The 18,263-nt window shown below is 42.5% G+C and carries 13 protein-coding genes; 3 read left to right on the forward strand and 10 right to left on the reverse strand.

The features are described from left to right. Positions 1–7: 7 nt before the first annotated feature. From F2B13_RS12480 to F2B13_RS12520, 10 genes are all read right to left on the reverse strand, one after another. On the reverse strand, positions 8–868 hold the full coding sequence (locus tag F2B13_RS12480) for a phosphoenolpyruvate hydrolase family protein (protein WP_149304349.1): 861 nt from the start codon (positions 866–868) through the stop codon (positions 8–10). 60 nt (positions 869–928) lie between these two features. Further along, positions 929–2,197 (reverse strand): Tm-1-like ATP-binding domain-containing protein, encoded by a 1,269-nt coding sequence (locus F2B13_RS12485; RefSeq protein WP_149304350.1) that lies wholly within the window; start codon positions 2,195–2,197, stop codon positions 929–931. A gap of 181 nt (positions 2,198–2,378) precedes the next feature. Beyond that, entirely contained in the window at positions 2,379–2,624 is a 246-nt protein-coding gene (locus tag F2B13_RS12490) for a hypothetical protein (protein ID WP_149273550.1), read from the reverse strand. A gap of 190 nt (positions 2,625–2,814) precedes the next feature. After that, positions 2,815–4,518 (reverse strand): arylsulfatase, encoded by a 1,704-nt coding sequence (locus F2B13_RS12495; RefSeq protein ID WP_232625230.1) that lies wholly within the window; start codon positions 4,516–4,518, stop codon positions 2,815–2,817. 22 nt (positions 4,519–4,540) lie between these two features. Then, positions 4,541–5,629 carry a cellulase family glycosylhydrolase gene (locus F2B13_RS12500; protein ID WP_149304352.1) on the reverse strand — a complete coding sequence of 363 codons (1,089 nt, stop codon included), beginning with the start codon at positions 5,627–5,629 and terminating at the stop codon, positions 4,541–4,543. Between the two features lie 27 nt (positions 5,630–5,656). Beyond that, a complete protein-coding gene (locus F2B13_RS12505) occupies positions 5,657–6,808 on the reverse strand; it encodes a glycoside hydrolase family 43 protein (protein ID WP_149304353.1) in 1,152 nt (383 codons plus the stop codon). A 206-nt stretch (positions 6,809–7,014) separates the two neighbouring features. Further along, the gene (locus F2B13_RS20815) at positions 7,015–7,206 is read right to left on the reverse strand and encodes a DUF3823 domain-containing protein (protein WP_198440121.1); all 192 of its coding nucleotides are present in this window, start codon (positions 7,204–7,206) and stop codon (positions 7,015–7,017) included. 82 nt (positions 7,207–7,288) lie between these two features. Beyond that, on the reverse strand, positions 7,289–8,419 hold the full coding sequence (locus F2B13_RS12510; RefSeq protein ID WP_232625231.1) for a glycoside hydrolase family 43 protein: 1,131 nt from the start codon (positions 8,417–8,419) through the stop codon (positions 7,289–7,291). Between the two features lie 60 nt (positions 8,420–8,479). Beyond that, the gene (locus F2B13_RS12515) at positions 8,480–10,558 is read right to left on the reverse strand and encodes a beta-L-arabinofuranosidase domain-containing protein (RefSeq protein ID WP_149304465.1); all 2,079 of its coding nucleotides are present in this window, start codon (positions 10,556–10,558) and stop codon (positions 8,480–8,482) included. 81 nt (positions 10,559–10,639) lie between these two features. Beyond that, positions 10,640–12,472, reverse strand: a complete 1,833-nt coding sequence (locus F2B13_RS12520) for a glycoside hydrolase family 2 protein (RefSeq protein WP_198440123.1) — start codon at positions 12,470–12,472, stop codon at positions 10,640–10,642. A 731-nt stretch (positions 12,473–13,203) separates the two neighbouring features. Here F2B13_RS12520 and F2B13_RS12525 point away from each other — a divergent pair. The 3 genes from F2B13_RS12525 to F2B13_RS12535 all read left to right on the forward strand — a co-directional run bounded on the left by F2B13_RS12525 (position 13,204) and on the right by F2B13_RS12535 (position 18,222). Continuing rightward, positions 13,204–13,677: a UpxY family transcription antiterminator gene (locus F2B13_RS12525; protein ID WP_149273563.1), complete on the forward strand. Its 474-nt coding sequence runs from the start codon at positions 13,204–13,206 to the stop codon at positions 13,675–13,677. A 594-nt stretch (positions 13,678–14,271) separates the two neighbouring features. After that, the gene (locus tag F2B13_RS12530) at positions 14,272–15,618 is read left to right on the forward strand and encodes an exopolysaccharide biosynthesis polyprenyl glycosylphosphotransferase (protein ID WP_149304354.1); all 1,347 of its coding nucleotides are present in this window, start codon (positions 14,272–14,274) and stop codon (positions 15,616–15,618) included. A gap of 162 nt (positions 15,619–15,780) precedes the next feature. Next, positions 15,781–18,222, forward strand: a complete 2,442-nt coding sequence (locus F2B13_RS12535; protein ID WP_149273567.1) for a GumC family protein — start codon at positions 15,781–15,783, stop codon at positions 18,220–18,222. Positions 18,223–18,263: the final 41 nt, after the last annotated feature.

Genomic DNA, 18,263 nt, shown 5'->3' on the forward strand with positions numbered 1-18,263 from the left:
GTGGATTTTAGAGGGTTATCGACTTGAATTCCTTGGTGAGGTTCGTCAATGACTGTTCGACGCCCATCCGCTCCAAGGAGGAGGCCCCTACGAATCCGTGTAGCCCATCGGTATGTTCCAAGGCATAGCGCACGTCGTCAGGAGTATTGATCGGTCCTCCATGCGCCAGGAAAAAAGTATTTTTGTTGGCCTTTTTAACGGCATCGATAATCGCCTGGGTACGTTCCAGTGCGGCATCCATGGATACCGATGCATTGGTGACCCCGATCGATCCCCCTACCGTGGTGCCCACGTGGGCGATAACGGCGTCGGCGCCCGCATCCGCCATTTGTACCGCCTCTTCAGGTTTGGCCACGTACACAATCGAAAAGAGATCCATTCGCGTTGCCAGGTCGACCATGGCCACTTCCTTCTTGAAGCTCATACCCGTTTCTTCGAGCACGTTCCTAAAATGGCCGTCGATAATCGAATGTGTGGGGAAATTATTCACCCCGGAAAAGCCCATATCTTTCACCTGCCCCAAAAAGTGCCACATCCTGCGACGCGGGTCGCTACCGTGCACACCGCAGATTACGGGCACTTCCTCCACGATCGGAAGGACTTCGAACTCCCCAATCTCCATGGCGACCGCATTGGCGTCTCCGTAGGCCATCATTCCGGCGGTAGACCCATGGCCCGACATTCTAAAACGGCCCGAATTGTAAATAATGATCAGATCGGCCCCGCCTTTTTCGATGAATTTTGCACTAATTCCCGTTCCAGCACCTGCAGCGATTATAGCTTTGTTGCTATCGACCACTTTTTGCAACCGATCCCTGACTTCCTGCTTCGTATAGGGGTTTCCCTTACCTGTCCACTTATTTGGCATATTGTTCTTATTTTATGGTTTATGAATATAGTACGTAATGTATACTTTAGATTTTGACAATTACTGTGTTGTTTTTCTTTGCTCGATAAGAGTCAGTAGTTCTTTCGACACCTTATCCCCGAAATAGGGAGTGTTGATGTTGGCCTCTACCTCAATAATTTTAATCGCACGGACCACGTTCTTACGAATCGCTTCAAAGAGAACCCGATCGGTTTCAGGGTCATGGAAAATTTCACCCTCTCCTCCTATTTTTGAAAGTCCTCCCAATGGGAAGACCAAACAAACAGGACCCTTGGCAGCGTTCAGTTTTTCTGCCATTCTTTTTCCTAGAATCCGGTTCTCTTCTTTATTGGTACGCATCAAAGTGACATCGGGTGCCCAGCTGAATAACTTCCGCCTTCTGTATTTCTCGGGAACCGAGTCTAAAGACCCGAAATTGACCATGTCGAGACATCCGGGCACTACCACCTGTGGTAGTCCGGATGCACCGGCAGCCGTCAAACGGGAAGGTCCGGCACTGCAAATGCCTCCGCAAAGGTCATCGGCCAGTTCGGTGGTGGTCAGATCCAAAACCGCATCGAACACCCCATCGGAAATCAAGGATTCCATAGTCATACCCCCAGTACCTACCGCGTGAAAAGATAAGACATCATACCCTTCCGATTTTAAAAGCTTACTGCATCTATCGGCACTAATAGAGGTGTTGCCGAAAACGCTGATCGCGACACTTCCTTTGACATCGGTATTTCCTCTAATTTTTGCGGATATCATTCCACAGATCGCCCCGGCAGACTGGCTCATCAAGACCCTGCTCATGTGATTCAAACCTGCCACATCCACGATTGTGGGAACCAAAGTGATATCTTTATCCCCTATTTTCCCGGAGAGATCTTTTGTGGCCAAGGTGCTTAGACATAGTTTAGGGATACCAAAGGATAAGGCGCACATTGCCTTGATGGCTACAAATGTACCGCCACCGCCGCCCATTCCGATTATTCCGTCCACTTTATCATTCTGCTCTAGGTCTGCAACGATTTTAGAGGCACCCTTCCCCATCACCTCCAATGCGTGGCCTCGATCTTTTTTTTCTCGGAGTACCGATAACTTTTGGCCGCCTGCCATTGCAACCTGTTCTGCCTCAAAAGTAACGGGAAATAATTGGGTCGTCCCCAGAACTCCAGTATTAACAGCAATTACTTCAACCCCATTGCTGAGCAAGCTTTGATATAAATATTCAAAATCCTCTGCTTTGGTATCAAAACAACCTATCATCACCACACGAGGTGCAATGGTTGTTCTTCGTTTCGGCTTTTTGGATGGGTTTTTCATTTTTATTTTGTCCGATTTAAAAAACGGAACGAGTCTTTATCTATGGTTAATCCGTCGTAATCTTTTCCCTTGTTTACAAAGTGTATTTTAACAATGGCCGTTCGCCTTGGCTGTACCATGCCGTTATTAAAATGGGTGTGCAATATAGTACATACCGTCTTTTTTATCAGTTATAACATCCCTATGCCCAGAGCCCTCTTTCCCCAAAACTTCTCGGGAAATGAATGGACTGTCTGCCAAATTCTTCCAAGGCCCAATTGGCTTGCCTCGTGACGAAACCAAAAGGGTAGTCAGGATTTCTGAAATCGTTCGCCGAATATATCAAATAATATAATCCCTTATGTTTTAGAACGGTCGGTCCCTCAGTGACTGGCCAATTCTTTAAATCTTGCGACGTATAGACCAAGAAGCCCGTATCCCATTCCATTTTTGGGTTGCCGGTAGTTCCTTACAATTAATACCTACCAGCTGCCGAGAAAATAGTCAGGTCGGCTAGAAAGGTACAGTCCGAACTATAGGATGTCCCTTTCTGTGAGAGCCCCGTGTGCGTGATTACGAGTAAGAGACACGATATCCCTTGTGATTGTTGCATTTGTAAAAATTCTTTTGTCTCCTCATCAATTCGGAGCCGGGTACACTTGATAGGTATGGGCCAGACGCTCCCATTCTTCCTGTAATTGTTTCACCAACTCCTTATTTTTCATTGCTACATCATGAATTTCAGTTTTATCGACAGCAAGATCATATAGTTCCCAAGGACTTTGTCCATCTAGCTTTACCAATTTCCAATTTGCTTTTCTCAGTGCCTTGGCACCAAAATGTTCCCAAAAAAAAGTGGCTTGTGTACCGCTCCTTGCTGTACCGTTTAAGATAGGCATTATGCTTTTTCCTGGAGAAGGTGTAATGGCATGGCCTTTAAAGGTAGTAGGATACTTCCCTCCCGCAACATCGATACAGGTTGCCATTATGTCGGTTACATGGGCCGGAAGTTCCCTTACTGCTCCCTTTTCCTTTATTCCCCTAGGCCAAAAGGCGATGAAGGGGGTATTAATTCCTCCCTCAAAGACCCGTGCTTTCCAGTACCTAAAAGGGGTATTCACGGTATGGGCCCAAGTAGGGCCAATACCCGAAACCACTGTTTGCGGGCCTGGTAATGCCTCTTTATCAACAGGAAAACTAACCATCTCTCCATTACGTGTACTTCCTGCCCTATCGAAACCTGGTCCGTATTTTGAAGGTCGCTCGGCACTCGCCCCATTGTCGGACAGAAACAAAATCAAGGTATTATCAAGCTCGCCACTCGATTCAAGTTCATCTAAAAGCTTGCCTACCGACTTATCCAACAAATCGACCATCGCCGCATGCACTGCCATGGCACGGGCATCCCAATCCTTATCCGGATTGGTATTCCATTCTTTATTAGGAAACATAAAGTCAGGTAGTTCGGTCTCTCTCGAAATAATTCCCTTATTGATAAGACGTTCATACCTATCCCGTCGTATGGCTTTCCATCCTTTTTGGTAAACCTTCATGTATTTTTGAACCGCATCTTCCGGTGCCTGTAAAGGCCAATGGGGTGCACAATGGGCCACATATAAAAAGAAAGGATTTCTCTTTCTCGAGAACTGTTCTACATAAGCCACGGCAGAATCACAGATAGCTTTGGTATGATAATAGTCGTCAGGTACGTCCTTCACCTGTTCCGTACCATTGACCAAGCTAAAGGGATCAAAATAATCGACTACCCCCCAGAGGTTCCCATAATATTTATCGAACCCCCTAGCGGTAGGATAAGAATCCAAATTCGAAAAAGGGCCGTTCTCTTCCTGATGGGAAAGCCATTTCAATTGTTTCTCCCCTCCCAGGTCGACTGTTTCAGAAACATGCCATTTACCTACCATGCCCGTTTGGTAACCCTGCTTTTTTAATACCTCTGCCAAGGTTACAGTATTGGGTTGAAGACTACCGCGATAACCTGGTAGGCCTGCGTCCATGGTCATTCGCCCCAATCCCGCCTGATGTGGATATAGGCCTGTCAATAAAGATGCCCGCGTCGGGCAACAACGGGATGTATTATAAAACGCATTGCTACGGACCCCGTTCAAAGCCAACCTGTCTAGGTTTGGGGTGTCGATTTCTCCACCATAGCAGCCCAAATCGGAAAAGCCCAAATCATCTGCCATGATAATGATGATGTTTGGCTTTGGATCAAAACCCTTCCCTTTTGGCTTTTGGTTGATTCCAGTTTCTCGATGTGCGGAATGAAGGCCAAAGCCCAAAAAGAGCGCTGCAATGACGAAAAATATAACTGTTTTGGTCACAGGGGTATTCAAGTTTCAACTTTTAGTTCTTCGGGTTGGGTTCTTCGTTCAATTTTTTGATCAGATTCACCTCATCTTGACGATAAGGTGTACCGTCTTTGCGAAAAACTTCGTGAAACCATTCTATGGGCTCACTGCCATCTTTAATAGGTGTATTCCAGGCGTACTTTGTATTTGTTTTACCAGCGACAAGCCCCCAATTGATAGCGCCAATATTTTCCTTTTTCAACAATGGCATGATATTGGAAAATCGACTGTTATTCGTTCTTGCCATATATTCTGTACAAATCATGGGCCTACCATGTGTTTTTAACAGATTGATGACGTGCTGATGTTTTTCCGCATCTTCATAGTGATGATAGGTCAGTATATCGGAATTAAGAGCTTGAAAAGTATTGAGCTCTTGAAAATCCCAGCGCCACAAACCCGCTGTTAAAGGTTGTGTCGGGTTTACTTCCCTGGCCCATTGAAAGACTTTTTTTAATAACGGCATTGAACTTGTCAATTTACCCGTATTGCCAGGCTCATTATAAAGGTCCCACATGAGCACTCGGTTGTCATCGGCAAAGGTTTTCAATATATCTTTTACATAGGTTTCCAGAGCAGGGTAGTTCTCTTCGTTTTTATAGGCAGGGTCACCAGGATCTTGTACCCAACCCGAATTGTGCGTCCCGATAACCGGCTCCGGTTGCTTACCGGCTTTGGGTGTTTTGCCCCAGACATCATCGAAAAACACAAACATCGTCTTTATTCCGTGTTTGTCGGCAATAGTTAAATAAGTATGCATGCGTTTTTTAAACCCTTCAGGATCCGATTTGTAGGCAAGGCTATGTAAATAGACACGCATGGTATTGAAGCCAATACCTTCCGCAAACCCCAACTCACGGTCCATAGTCTCTGGGTCGAAGGTGCCTTCTTGCCACATTTCCAATTGGTTGATCGCGGTGCTCGGATTAAAATTGGCCCCTGTCATCCAATCGTGCTGGTCATACCATTGATGCGCTTTTTCTTTGGTCCATTTGTTTTTATCCAATACATCTGTTTGGGCCTTTAACACGGCCGTAGAAACCAATACGACCATGAGGGTCCAAACCATTTTCTTATGCTTCATTTCTCTATACTGTTCTGGTGTATTTTTCTATTCGGCCAATGGATGGGGTACAGGGGTCGTAGTCGGACCTTTTACCACCAACGTACCATTTTCCAAAATTTCCATTTCATCTAAAAATACCACTCGGTTATTCCCTGTTTCCGTAGTTCTTCCGTGGTATACGGCATACATCTTTCTTCCATTTTCTAGAAAGAGTACCATATTATGGCCGGTTCCGGTAACCTTTCCGCCCTCATCGCTATTTTTTTCGAGGACGGGATTGTTTTCCGCTTTGGTGAAAGGGCCTAAGGGATCTTCGGCGGTGGCATAGCCAACGGCATAATTGGGCCCCGCATAGTGGTTCGCAGAATACATAATATAATAGGTGCCATTTCTCTTGAACGTGAATGATCCCTCGGTCCATCTTCTATTGATTTCCTTTGAAGTCACAGATCGACTTTCCCATTCCGCGTTTTTATCATCCATTTTAAGTGGGGGTCTTAAAACCAGGACAGGGTCACCCACTACCTCGGTAAAATTAGAGGCCAGCTCCACTCCATACACCCAACTCTCTTCGATCTCATCGTAAATTTCCTCATCTCTGGCCCAATCGGCAATTTCGCTCTCTACAGGATGTTTGTAACAAGCGCGGGAGTAATAAAGATAATATTTCCCATCGTCATCTTGGAATACGTTGGCATCTATAATCGGATAGCCAGGATCGAAGAGCGGCTCGTTCTTAATATCGGTAAATGGCCCTTTCGGACTATCTGAAACCGCTACCCCAATGGCAAAAGTCTCTAATTCATTTGTGGGATTATTTTTTCTGTCCGCACTATAAAACAAATAATATTTAGAATCGATTTTATACACTTCCGGTGCCCAGAAATTCTTAAGATTCCACGAATCTTTGGTATTTCCTTGATAGACCTGACCTTCGAACTTCCAATCTACCAAGTTTTGGGAAGAATAGGTTGCAAAGCCATCTTTGACACCTCCTGTGCCATACATATAATACATTCCTTGGCCATCGTTCAGAATGTACGGGTCGCCAAATTCAACATCGAGAGGGTTGGTATAGGTGAGGTGGGTGGTCTCACTTCTCTCTTTCTGGATTTGTTTTTTCCTGTTTTTGCATGCGCACAAAAGAAAAACGCCTGATAAAATTGCATATAGTGCTATAGTCCTTAATTTTTCCATTGCATCAACAGGTATGGATTTTGCTAAATAATTTCGAGTTTAAGCATTAATTCGTCATGAATAACAAAAATTATCGGATTTCTTTATCGAAAAACCCGGTAATACTCAATGAAACTAACTCTAACAAACTCAGTCTTACTTTCCTGCACCTAAATATAAATCAATAAATTTCATTGCCTTTTTTTATTCAGCCGTTTCAAATTGAATCAGAAAATTATTCTTTCCACTTGCGTGTATATCATGCCTTCGATACTTTCAACCTTAACACCAATTCTCGCAAAAATATAATTTTGTCCTGAAAATTTGCGTCGGTAGGTTTCTCTAAACAAAGGCCAATATTTATAAGGTTTGAGATGTCTTTGGTATCGAACTTTATAAAGGTAATGCTCCATTTCCATTCGTTTCGTAATTTCAAGTCACAACGAAACCTCAGGTCGGAACGCCTTCATTAGTATACTGAAAGGACACTATTATTTGCAGCTAATTTTGAACTTTAGTGCCCGAAGGCTTGCGTAGCCTTCTTGAGGTAGGATAGGGCTCGCCTAAAACCGGCATATCGTTCGCTGTCCAACTGATGCGCTGCGCCCGCGGAGAACGTTTACCGCCACAACCATCGGTTGGGGTGTCATTGGCATGGTAGAGTATCCAATCTTCAGTTCCGTCCGGACTTTTAAAAAAAGAGCTGTGGCCTGTTCCGAAAACTCTATTTTCCTCCGATTGTCGAAAGAGGGGCTCCTTCGCTTTAGTCCATGAATTCTTGTTCATAGGATCTGAATCCATGTTCATGGTAAGTAATCCCAGCGCATAGTATGGGGTCCAACAGCCACTTGCGGAGTACACGATGTGAAGCTTATCACCATGGGGCAATGTCTGTGGCCCTTCGTTTACATAGACTGGAGCATCCGGTCGCCAAACGCCGGGGTAGCTCCAATTACGCTCCCAATCAAATTCAGGGGTGCTCAACAGCACCCGGTCAGAAGACACGGTCCAAGGATTGGACATCTTTGCGATATAAATGTTCTGGGTCTCTTCACCCCCCTCTAGTTTGGGTTGTTCCCAACCCGACCAAATAAAATAAAATTGTTTTCTATGCCTGAAAATACTTCCGTCGATTGCCCAATTATCGCCTGCATCGGTCTTTAACTTTGACTTCATCCTAAAAGTGCCTTCGAAGGGGTTACGCTCAGTGTTTTCGAGAACGAACATTCTATGGTTTCTGTTATCGCCATCGTCCGCAGCGACATATATATACCAATTATCGTTAATGTAATGAATTTCGGGAGCCCAAATGTTCTTTGAGTGGTCTCCAGAATCAGGAGCTCTCCATATCACCTTTTGCTCCGCGTTTCTTAAATCCGTGATATCCGGGGTTCTCATCAGGGTGATTGCCCTATCTCCTGATTTTATATAGTAGTAGTTGCCTTGGTGATAAATTGTCCATGGATCTGCCCCGCTGTCAAGTAATGGATTTGTAAACGTGCCCGCTAATGGCTCGGCTTCTTCGGCAATCATGGATTGCTGTTCCTTTGAAGTTTTAAACTCCTTACAACTGGTCAATAGAACCACAAGGCCCAAAAATATGGGGCCTATCTCTTTCGTGCTTTTTATCATCTCTTTAAGGTCATCACTATGGAATCCATAGTTTTCGTATTGCTGTAAGCCGCAAGTATTTTATTCAATAATGGGAAATTCGGTAATGCGCAGTGTCGTACATCCGTAGGGTATCAAAACAATCTCTTCAATCTGCCGTTTCGAAGGTTCATCCTTGATCATATATTGGTCATTCAACACAATGGGTGCTCCCTTGGTCAACTGCCATTCGGGCAATTTTTGGGCTTTAATCCTTATTTCAATAGGTGCATTGTTCAAATTCCAGGGGTAACTTCCTTCCCATTCGTTGCGCGTAATCTTTGCTGCTTTTGGCAGCTGTGCTAGCTCTGAAGCCAAAAGCGCATAATTCCAATCTTCCAAAGGATAGATTTCCGTAAACGGTCCGTATCCATCGTTTCTATTTTTTCTTTTTTCTTCGCCCTTAATTTTCAAGGCATAAACCAACGGTCCTCTTTCAATGCTGGTTGCTCCCTTATGCCATTTCGAAGCCGACACCTTCATGGGCAGGGTTAGGGTTAGAGTATCCCCATCACTCCACTGCCTATTCAAAACAAGAATATTATCGTTGATGGTCCCTTCTTCTAGAAGACCATTGATCGTAACCTTTGGGTCCTCCGTCCATTCCGGTATGCGAAGGTGAAAAGGAAAAGTAGCCGATTGGGACAGTTCGAATTCAAAATGAATCTCCTCCTCAAAAGGAAAACCAGTAGTTTCTCTAATTGTCAACTCTACCTCCTCCGCGACCTTTAACTTGGCCTCACTTGGGGCATAAAGTAAGGCCGCTGCTCCACCATCTGCGGTGGCATAAAATAGATTTTGCACGTATTTGGGCCACGACTGGTGCATATTCGTAGTGCAACACGGATATCCGGTTAGGGTACCGAAAACGAAATCAGTCCCTTTATGGCCTTTGGTCTCATACGAAGTTTCCAAACGATCGGAAAGTTCGACTTGGTTGGCCGCTTGAAAGTATTGTCGCGACAAAAAATCATCGGAGGCCTGCGCCGGTAAAGCGTTGTAGGCTATTCGCTCCAGTATATCCGCAAAGCCCGTATCCCCGGTAATTTTCAAAAGGCTCTCCAACGAAAACATCGCTTCGGAAACGGAACAGAATTCTACCCCTTGCACAGGATTTGTTCCGTGCAGGGGCTCATCACCACCATACATTCCCTGGGGTTGGCCATGAAACTCTTTGATATCGGCCAATGCTTTTTTGACCGCCCTTATGTACCTTTCATCAGGCTCTCTTTGATAGCGTATGCCAGGTTGTTTAAGTCCTTGTGCAAAATTGACCGTATGGATACCCCCTATTTGGGAGAGGTTTGTATTTTGTATTTCGCTGGAATCAAAAGGATATTTTTTTATTCGAAAGTAACCATAGGGTGCCACCGAATCATTTTTCCCTTTGTTCCCGTTCAAAAAAACACTAGTCCAAGGAAAAGTCTGCTGATGTACTATATCACCCAACTCCAACAAAAATCCGTCCCCCGTAATGTTGTAAAGCCAGTAGATAACCTGCAAGTTGTCGGCACCCCTTCTATTGGCCCAAAAGGTAAGGTCGTCCAAGGGTCGCTTCGGAAGTTCCCGCAATTGATATTTGAAATATTTGGTGAGCACCTCGATGACCCTATGGTCTTCGGTCGCGTTGTAGTATTGTTGCAATATTTTCAGCATAACCATTTTAGGCCACCAATCTTTTCGCTGCCCCCTTTGTAACCCAGCTATCGGCTCTGGTTCGTTTTTAAAAGGGATAGGGCCGATGTAACCCTCCTTGGTTTGGTGTGTCAAGGTCCATTCAATCCATGGCCTGACCTTGGCCTTCAAATCTTTGTCATCTAAAATATAGGCTAATGGCAACAGGCCGTCGATCCAATATGGCCCTCTTTCCCAACCATCTCCATCGCCTCCCAACCATCCATTGCTCTCCCCGACCACTTCCGGGTAAATATCATCTAGATTTCCCGTCATTCCACTCGCCATGCGTTCAAGCTGTTCTTTCAACCAGCTTTTTGGTGCAATCGCCCCTAAAGGCAACTCAAGATAGGGCAAGGGTCGCAGTGGTTGTCTGTTCTGTAGATAATTGGATGCGACACCGTCTTTTTTTGAAATATCTACTCTGCCCTGCCTACAAGAAGACATTATAATCAGCAGAAGGATTATAAATGCGAAACCTATTCTGGTTCTAGCCTTGGTTATGTTTGGTTGAGCTAACACAAGGCACTATTTCGACTTTAGCATATTAATAACTTCCTGATTTGCTTTTTTTACCTCTTGGATGTCCATCTTATCGACTTTACGGTCATAGGTCATAAAACCGTTGACCTCTCCCTCGACATCCGTGGTTTGAGTATAAACTGCTGCCGAAAAACCAGCTTTGACCAAGTTTTTGAGTTCCTTCGCGTACTTCACGTATTCCGCAGTGGTTTCCTTTGAGTTTTTAAATTTCACATACCCCCAATTATCGTCAGGTCTCCACAAGTGGTTTTTAAGTGGAAGCCCTATGCCTCCATACTCTCCTAGGACATTAACTCTTTGTGCATCGTACAGATACATTTTCGGACCAGGATAATTATGTAAATCGACAATATCCCCAGTTCTGTAAAAATTACCGCCACTTGCTGAATTCACCAGACGGCTAGGGTCGTACGTTTTAGTCCATTCGGTGATTTCCTCAGTTTTGAACTGCCCCCATGCCTCGTTGAAGGGTACCCAGACCACGATGCTGGGATGTGAGTACAGAAAGTGCATAATACCTTTCCATTCCGTTCTAAAGATATGTTCCGATTCCGGTGTCCTCTTAAACTCGGTCCCGTTGAAATAGCTGTGGTTTTGCCATTGCGGGCCTTCATCCCCGCTTGGCATATCTTGCCAAACCAAAATTCCCAAACGGTCACAGTGGGTATACCAACGAGCCGGTTCAACCTTTACATGTTTACGAATCATGTTAAACCCGAGCTCTTTGGTTTTAATAATATCATATTGTAACGCCTCATCGCTTGGGGCGGTATAGAGGCCGTCTGGCCACCAGCCTTGATCGAGCGGCCCAAACTGAAAATAGTTTTCATTATTGAGTTGCATGCGAACGATACCATACTCATCTTTTTTCATGCCAATCTTTCGCATACCGAAATAACTTTTTACCTCATCGGAAATTACGTTCTTGCTGCGAAGGCTTACTTTAAGATCATACAGGAAAGGGGATTTGGGAGACCAAAGTTTTGCGTTCTTTATGGGAAGAACAATTTGCTCACCCACGACCGCCTTGGCCGTGGCTACGGCCAAAGTTCCATCAAAAGCGGTAACCTCAATAATATCGCCATATTCTGCCCCATGCACTTCAGTCGTAATCTTTAGCACACCATCGTCTATGTCAGGTACCGTTTGTAGGTTGACAATACGTTTTTTTGCCACAGGTTCGAGCCAAACGGTCTGCCATATACCCGTTACAGGGGTGTACCAGATGCCCTTGGGGTCATTCACCTGCTTGCCCCTAGGTTGGGGACCATCACTAGTAGGGTCCCAGACTTTCACAGTGAGTTTCTGTTTCGGGTTCTCACTCAAGAAAGGAGTAATATCAAAGGAGAATGGCGTGTATCCCCCCTTATGGGAGCCTATTTTTATGTCGTTCATCCAGATATCTGCCTTCCAATCCACAGCCCCAAAATGTAACAGTATGCTTTTTCCTTCCCAATCCCTCGGAACCTCAAAAACTGTGTTATACCATAGCTCCTGATTAGCACCAACTTCTTGCATTACACCCGACAAACTCGACTCCACGGCAAAGGGAACTAAAATCTTATACGTATACGAGGCCGGGGCAGCCTTCCCTTTGGATTGGATGACATAGTCCCAAAGTCCGTTTAAGTTCTTCCAATCCGGCCTTTCCATTAGCGGTCTTGGGTATTCTTGCCATACATTTTCAGGGGATATCTTTTCGGCCCATTCGGTCTTAATTTTGTCGCCGGCAGGTTCCCATTGGGCCAGTATATTCGTGCCCATAAAAACTGTTAGAAGGGCAATAAGGATGTTTTTGTTCAAAGGAATTTGGCTCATTTTACTAAGTTTATTTTAAAATCGGAACTGCCAAAATAATAATATTAACCTTAAATGTATTCTTTACTGCGCTCCATTTTGACACAAAACTCAGATTTAAATAATTAATCGTTCATTCATGCCATTCTTAGCAAAACTTTAAGCTAGTTGTATCAGAAATCAAAGAAGTTTCAAATTTTAACCCTATAAACTACTTCATATTGGGCAATTAAACATATGGCAAGTTATTAAATCAAGCCAACTATGGAATTCAAGAGGTTGGCGACAAGGTCGCAACAATTAGTTAAAAACTTTCAAAAGCAATTTGAAATGACCTCCTCGGAATATATGAACAGTGATAAGGAAGTTTAATAAGCTATTTGAACCACTTAGGTGGTACTGAGGGGCCCTATCACTGAATTTGAGAAGTTATATGTGATAATCGTATGGCGCTTTTTCGAGTATTTTAAAGGCTACACAGTTACCTTCCCTAACCATTCTACACCAATAGCATCTTGTAAGTCGTTTCTATTTGGCGAATATTTAGATTACCTTGAAAATAAAAATTTCTTGTTTAAACGAGATAGAAACTGACATGAGGTTTTAATTCATAATATTTTGCGCTAAGAAATAAATGTATTGCATACGCTCTTTTTGTTTAAATTTTGGATTTTTACCTCCTAGAAAAAGTGTTGTTCCCTTATATAAACGAAATTGACAAAAATACATCGGATAAAACTGTATTTTGCCAAATGACTTGGTATGTACTATATGTAAAGCCTAAGCAAGAAAAAAAGGTTGCTCAAAATCTCAAGAATATAGGGGTGGAAGTATTCTGCCCAATGATTACCGAAATTCGGCAGTGGAGCGATCGCAAAAAAAAAGTAGAACTCCCCCTCTTTAAATCCTATGTGTTTGTTCGACTTCCATCTACAGATCGCCAAGTGGTCTTTGATGTACCTGGTATTGTTCGCTATCTCTTTTGGCTAGGCCAACCTGCCGTTGTCCGTGATGAAGAAATACAGACCATTCGACAGTGGCTCCAAGATGATCGTATCGATACCCTAGAGCTTTCACGACTCGTTCCCGGAAAAGAAATCAAAATAAAAAAAGGGCCCTTGATAAATCAAAAAGTCGTAGTCAAAGAAATAAGTAGTAAACGCTTAAGTATGATACTAAAGCCACTGGGCATTATTGTAACGGCCAAAATTAAAGATGTGCTGTAATTCCATCAAGAAAGTTAAGCAGTCATAAAGTAAAGCCAAAAACGTTAATGAAGTGTTAATTCAATTCTCTATAATTATGGGGCTTACCTACTACCAAATTTATGTTTCACCATGCTCTTTTTCGCGTTTCAAATAACGAAACAAGACTAATTTTAGCATTTTCACAGTTCGATAAATTAAGAATTCGACTATAGCACGAGCTGGGCTTTTTTGGGAGTTAAAGATTACGTTCCTTTGAATTTTAATAAGGCCTTTTAAATGATTTTGGACTTATTAAAAACCGTCCATCCCTTTAATTAGGGTTGTCGGATGGCGTATAGCATCCCCAAAATATAAACCTGGGTTTGGGACTCAAGCGGCGGAGCTATGAAAAATGGCGAAAAATGTCTTCTATGGTTTAAGGTAAAGTCTGTCTATTTAGCAAGACCTGTACTAAAATCAATCCCGTTGGAAAAACAACACCATACCACTTTGAGATTTCCAAAACAATAGAGGCAATCCTGTTTATGAAATACCTACAAGCCATAACATTTCCGACACTATCAACACACTGCCTTATTTGCTAGAAACTATGAATCGCAAAGAAAACCAAGCATGAAAAAATCGTCGCTTATTATACCTCTGTCGGTCGTAATTCATCTGTGCATCATCAACATAGCCCTTTACATATTGACCCCAGAGACCTATCTCGAAAAGTTAAATGCGGTTTACTATTCTTTCTCTTGGCTCTTAATAACTAGTGCTCTTAAATTCTATCCGACGGGAAGAAAAGAACATTTTTTTACAAATGTCCATAAAATGTTCAATGTATATACCCTCTTCGGATTGGCCTATTTTGCCATTTTCGGACTAGGGGCAGGAATGGCAGTAGACGTAGGGCTTCATATTAGAATATTACTGATTATATATGGCTTGCTTACGTTATATCGAATACTCTTTTACTGGTCTATACGCAAATACCGTTTTATGGGTGGAAATTATGTCAATGTGGTCGCGATTGGCAGGGATAAGAACCTAAAAAAAATCAGAAAAGTATTTGACGACCCTTATCTTGGTTATCGTTACAAAGGTTTTTTTGACAATAAAGCATCTGTAAGCCCTACCTATTTAGGCGAAATCTCCAATTGTTTTGATTATATATTGAAAAACGATATCAACGAGGTTTACTGTTTGGTCTCAAAGTTTTCCTTTACCGAACTCAGAAAGTTGATTGATTTTGCCGACAATAACCTGATCAAGTTGAAGCTAATTCCAGATAATAAAGAAGTATTTACCCCTTCGATGTCTCTTGAAATGTATGATAGCATTCCGGTTTTGAACCTGCGAAGGGTTCCCTTAGATGCGGAATACTCTAAAATACTTAAGCGGGCATTCGATATTGCCTTCTCTTTCTTGGTGATTGTGTTGATTTTATCATGGTTAACCCCTCTTCTATTTTTTTTAATTAAAATGGAATCTCCAGGCCCTCTTTTTTTTAGACAAAGAAGACATGGTTTTAAGAAAAAAGTCTTCTGGTGTTATAAATTTAGGTCTATGGCACAAAACGCCGATTCCGATTTTAAGATGGCGTCAAAAAATGATAAAAGAATAACGAAAATAGGGAAGTTCATAAGAAAGACGAGTATCGATGAACTTCCTCAATTTTTCAATGTATTTTTAGGTGATATGAGTGTGGTAGGCCCACGTCCGCATATGGAGTTGCATACCAATGATTATGAGAATTCGGTCGACAAATATTTAGTAAGGCATTTTGTGAAGCCGGGCATAACAGGGTTGGCTCAAATTAGTGGTTGTCGTGGAGAGATCATGAAACCTAAAGACATAATTAATCGCTCACGTTTTGATATTTTTTATGTAGAGAAATGGTCTCTGCCCCTAGACTTGAGAATAATTTATCGCACGATACACAACGTTTTTGCTGGAGAGGAAAAAGCCTATTAAAAGTTTCAAATCCTCTCCATGAAAATTTCAAAGTCAAAATTGCTCGTATGGGAAACCCGTCTCAAATTAATTTATACTGTATATGCTCTCTGATTTATACCGCAACTCATAGACCATATTCTTATTTTTGGAGAGCGATACAATTCACTTATTCTGTAATTTATGTTTGATTCCACTAGAAATTCAGGTGAACTTGAGGAGAAAAACCTTAGAACGGTAATCTCAAATTACCTCAAATATTGGCGCTTATTCATTATAACTTTATTTATCTGCTTGAGCGCTGTGTTCCTTTATATCAGGTATTGGTCAGTGACCCAGTACCAAATTAATAGTACAATTTTGGTGAAGGACAAAAATGCCGGGCAAGGATCACTTGAAGCCAATAATTTGAAAAATCTTGGTCTGATAAAGAATTCCCATAGTGTAGAAGATGAAATGGGTATACTGAGGTCCACCGGAATAATGGAAAAAGTTATCTCAGAGCGTTCCCTAAATATCAATTTCTACATTGAGGGGAGCATCCGAGACGTAGAAGTTTATGGCATAGATTCTCCTATTCGGGTCTTAATCGATGAAACGGCTTCAGGGTCAATTTATGACCTTCCCATCTACATAGAAATCCTTGATTCCAATTGTTACGAACTTAGGACAAGTACTGATGGCGGCAAGGATTATCGAGCAGAATATGCCTTTGGAGATTTAGTACAGGAATCGTTCGGAACCTTTACCGTAACAAAAAGGCCCGACACAAAATATGTCGACAACGGAAAGCCGCTCTACTTTATTGTTAAAAATAAGGATGCGGTGATAAAACAATTTTTAGATAATTTGACGGTGGAGCTTACGGACAAGAATGGAGGCCTCTTGAATATTTCTTTTATCTGCTCCAATAAAAATAAAGGAGAAGACGTGGTCTCGGCATTGATTGAAACCTATGTAGAGGAAATGATTTCATATGAAAACGAACTAGCCGAAAATACGATTAAGATGATAGATGAGCGCTTAAAACTCCTTTCGGGCGAAATAAGCGGTGTTGAAAAATCGGTCGAAAAGTTCAAGTCACGTAATGATTTGACCGACGTTAGGAGTAACGCAAACCTATATATCGAACAGGCCAATGATTACAAGAAAAAAATAGCCGAATATCAAACACAGATCAATGTCATTGAATCTATTGAGCAATACATGAAAAACGGGGATCTTAATACCCCTATCCCGGGTGCTTTGAGCGCAAACGACCCATCACTGATTCGAATGATCGAGGAATATAACCAGACTTTACAAAAGAAGAAGCAACTTTTACAATCAGCATCGAGTAGCAATCCCCTAATTATCAATTTGAACCAAACCTTGGAAGACTTAAGTGTGGCCATTCTTGAAAACGTGCGCAGCGCGAAGAACGGCCTGAGGATCACTCAAGGTAATTTGCAGGCCAATGCCAATAAATATGATGCACAAATTGCCAGGGTGCCCGCCATGGAAAGGGAACTTCTTGATATTAGCCGTGAACAGAATACCAAAGAGGGACTTTATCTTTATCTTTTGCAAAAAAGGGAAGAAGAAGTGCTTTCATTAGCGGCTCCGGTTTCATCAACTCGAATAATAAGTCTACCAAAAGCTAATATGCGGCCGGTAAGCCCCAATAAGATTGCCCTTTATTTAGGAGGGCTGCTACTTGGCCTTTTTATCCCCTTTGCCACCATTTTTGGGAAAGAAGTAATGAACAATAAGGTTTCTTCTCTTGAAGAGCTTAATCAACTTACGGCCGCACCTATTTTAGGGGAAATTGCAAATAGCACAGAAAAAAGTCCCATTGTAACTACACACCAAAAAAGGAGCCCAACAGCGGAGCTGTTCAGGCTGATGCGTTATAATTTAGAATACCTCAAAAAAACAGATAAAAACCAAACGCTTTTAGTAACCTCAACGATTAAAGGAGAAGGCAAGACCTTCATTGCCGCCAATTTGGCCGCTTCCTTGGCTTCCTTTGGTGAAAAGGTAGCGCTTCTTTCTTTTGATTTAAGACAGCCCAAACTTCTTCAAAACCTTGGTTTACCAGATGAACCGGGCATTACCGACTTCATACTTGAAAAGGATACCAGTCTAAATCAGATCGTAACCCCGCATCCAAGTATCAAGAACCTCTATTTGGTCGGTTCAGGTACAACGATACCACAGGTTGGAAATCTAATGCTTAGTAAACGCATCGCAGATTTGATGGAAGTATTAAAAAACAACTTTGACCGGATCATCATAGATACCGCACCCATCGGAAGTGTCTCGGATGCGTTCGCACTAAATGAGTATATCGATAGTACCATATACGTTGTTCGGCAGGATATGACAAAGAAAGAGCACCTTAAGACGCTTAGGAATATCCATCAAAATGGCAAATTAAAAAACACTATGGCCCTTTTCAACGATACCTCCTCAGGGAAAGCATATGGATATAGCTATGATGAAAACAACATAGACTATGCGTCAGTTCGAAAAGAAATTCTTAAAAACAGTAAAAAAATAATCCGGGATTTTTCAATTATGGTGAAACCATTTTTTGATCGACTGGCACTATCAATAAAGAAGAGGCTTGGTAAATCCGGTTAATTAATCATCCGTTACGCTCATACAAAACGAAACGATTAAAT

It is taken from the genome of Pareuzebyella sediminis (genome assembly GCF_008367235.1).
GTDB lineage: Bacteria > Bacteroidota > Bacteroidia > Flavobacteriales > Flavobacteriaceae > Pareuzebyella > Pareuzebyella sediminis.

What these genes read in the sequence shown, in the direction of transcription:
- F2B13_RS12490 (WP_149273550.1), bottom strand. Translation starts at nt 2,624, where the DNA reads ATGGAATGGGATACGGGCTTCTTGGTCTATACGTCGCAAGATTTAAAG.
- F2B13_RS12480 (WP_149304349.1), bottom strand. Translation starts at nt 868, where the DNA reads ATGCCAAATAAGTGGACAGGTAAGGGAAACCCCTATACGAAGCAGGAA.
- F2B13_RS12520 (WP_198440123.1), bottom strand. Translation starts at nt 12,472, where the DNA reads ATGAGCCAAATTCCTTTGAACAAAAACATCCTTATTGCCCTTCTAACA.
- F2B13_RS12500 (WP_149304352.1), bottom strand. Translation starts at nt 5,629, where the DNA reads ATGAAGCATAAGAAAATGGTTTGGACCCTCATGGTCGTATTGGTTTCT.
- F2B13_RS12515 (WP_149304465.1), bottom strand. Translation starts at nt 10,558, where the DNA reads ATGTCTTCTTGTAGGCAGGGCAGAGTAGATATTTCAAAAAAAGACGGT.
- F2B13_RS12485 (WP_149304350.1), bottom strand. Translation starts at nt 2,197, where the DNA reads ATGAAAAACCCATCCAAAAAGCCGAAACGAAGAACAACCATTGCACCT.
- F2B13_RS20815 (WP_198440121.1), bottom strand. Translation starts at nt 7,206, where the DNA reads ATGGAAATGGAGCATTACCTTTATAAAGTTCGATACCAAAGACATCTC.
- F2B13_RS12525 (WP_149273563.1), top strand. Translation starts at nt 13,204, where the DNA reads ATGACTTGGTATGTACTATATGTAAAGCCTAAGCAAGAAAAAAAGGTT.
- F2B13_RS12510 (WP_232625231.1), bottom strand. Translation starts at nt 8,419, where the DNA reads ATGATAAAAAGCACGAAAGAGATAGGCCCCATATTTTTGGGCCTTGTG.
- F2B13_RS12535 (WP_149273567.1), top strand. Translation starts at nt 15,781, where the DNA reads ATGTTTGATTCCACTAGAAATTCAGGTGAACTTGAGGAGAAAAACCTT.
- F2B13_RS12530 (WP_149304354.1), top strand. Translation starts at nt 14,272, where the DNA reads ATGAAAAAATCGTCGCTTATTATACCTCTGTCGGTCGTAATTCATCTG.
- F2B13_RS12505 (WP_149304353.1), bottom strand. Translation starts at nt 6,808, where the DNA reads ATGGAAAAATTAAGGACTATAGCACTATATGCAATTTTATCAGGCGTT.